General features: G+C 37.8%; 1 protein-coding gene and 1 pseudogene. Both read left to right on the top strand.

Annotation, left to right across the window (positions count from 1 at the left end; all coding sequences use genetic code 11):
• Positions 1-120: 120 nt before the first annotated feature.
• Positions 121-603, top strand: a complete 483-nt coding sequence (locus tag K322_RS19470) for a terminase small subunit (protein ID WP_051290805.1) — start codon at positions 121-123, stop codon at positions 601-603.
• Positions 596-1,610, top strand: a pseudogene (locus K322_RS19475) (phage terminase large subunit); the annotation flags it as partial. The gene K322_RS19470 and the pseudogene K322_RS19475, both read left to right, overlap by 8 nt.

Here is a 1,610-nt window from a genome sequence, read left to right on the forward strand (position 1 = left end):
ATGAAATAGATTTCCCCGTTTAAAATTAATCATATCCTAAAAGAGAGTATTTCTTATAGGTGTAGATAACTTATTTAGATTCATTCTAAATAATAAATATGTAAATAGTAACTTCGTGATATGGCAGCACCTAAAGGAAATAAGTTTTGGCAGTTAAGGAGTAAGCATGGAAGAGATAAATTATTCTCAAGTCCTGACTTACTCCTAGAGGCTGCTTACGAATATTTCGAATGGTGCGATAAACATCCGTGGAGAACAAAGAAAACGAAGAAAAAGGAGCACGGTAAAGAGGAAGAAGAAACACCTACCCAGACACCCTATTCTTTAAGCGGATTATGTTTATATATCGGGTGCAATCAAGGTTATTTCTATGATTTTAAGAAGTCATGTGATAAAGATTTTTCCGAGATCATAACACGTATAGAGGAAATAATAGAGACCCAGCAGTTTGAAGGAGCTGTTGTCGGCGCATTTAACGCAAATATAATAGCTCGAAAACTGGGACTATCCGAAAAGATAGATTCAAAGGTAGATGCGAGTATTAATGTCAAACCGATGACTATAGAAGAAGCCGTTGCGCTAATAAAGAAGCTCGATGAATGAAGTTTTTAACGGAAATACATTGATGCAAGCCTATTGCACTAAAAGTGTATTAGATTTTACTAAGTATTTTTTCTTACGTAACAATAAGAAGAAGTTCATTGTTGCCGAACATCACCGAAAAATAGCCAAAGCGTTAGACGATGTTATATCCGGTAAGATCACTAAACTTATTATTAACGTACCTCCCCGATACGGTAAAACCGAACTCGCTGTTAAAAACTTTATAGCTGCCGGACTCGCTTTAAACCCCCGATCAAAGTTTATTCATCTGTCTTTCTCGGATTCGCTTGCAAATGACAACTCAGAGGAAATAAGGGATATCGTCAAGAGTGATGCTTATCAGCAGTTATTCCCATATGTCAAGATTTCTAAATCTTCAGATGCTAAGAAGAAATGGTATACCGTTGATGGTGGAGGGGTTTATGCTACATCAACCGGCGGTCAGGTTACGGGGTTCGGTGCCGGAGAAGTTGATTCTGATGGAGAAGACGATGATTTACTCGAATTACTGAAAGAAATAGAAAGTGTTAATGATTCCTATATATACGATACAGAGAAATTCGCAGGGGCTATAGTTATTGACGATCCACTAAAGCCAGAGGATGCTTTGTCTGATCTTGTGAGGGAACGAGTAAACCAACGATTCGAAACTACCATTCGAAGCCGTGTAAACAGCCGAAACACCCCAATAATCATAATCATGCAACGATTACATGAACGTGATCTTTGCGGTTATCTGATAGAGCAAGAACCGGATGAGTGGACCGTATTGTCATTACCAGCGATATCAATAGATAAACAAGGCAATGAAACTCCTCTATGGGAACATAAGCATACTTTACGAGAATTATATAAAATAAAGAAAGCTGATTCTTTTGTTTTTGCGACTCAATATATGCAAGATCCAATGCCATTGGAGGGATTATTGCTGCCTATATCAGAGCTTCAATTTGCTGATATGGACCAAATCCCAGAAGAAGACATCGTATTTAGGTTTAGTGTTGGCG

Origin of the sequence: Indolivaga capnocytophagoides DSM 22835 (genome assembly GCF_000426485.1) — a bacterium.
Classification (GTDB): Bacteria; Bacteroidota; Bacteroidia; order Bacteroidales; family Dysgonomonadaceae; genus Dysgonomonas_A; species Dysgonomonas_A capnocytophagoides.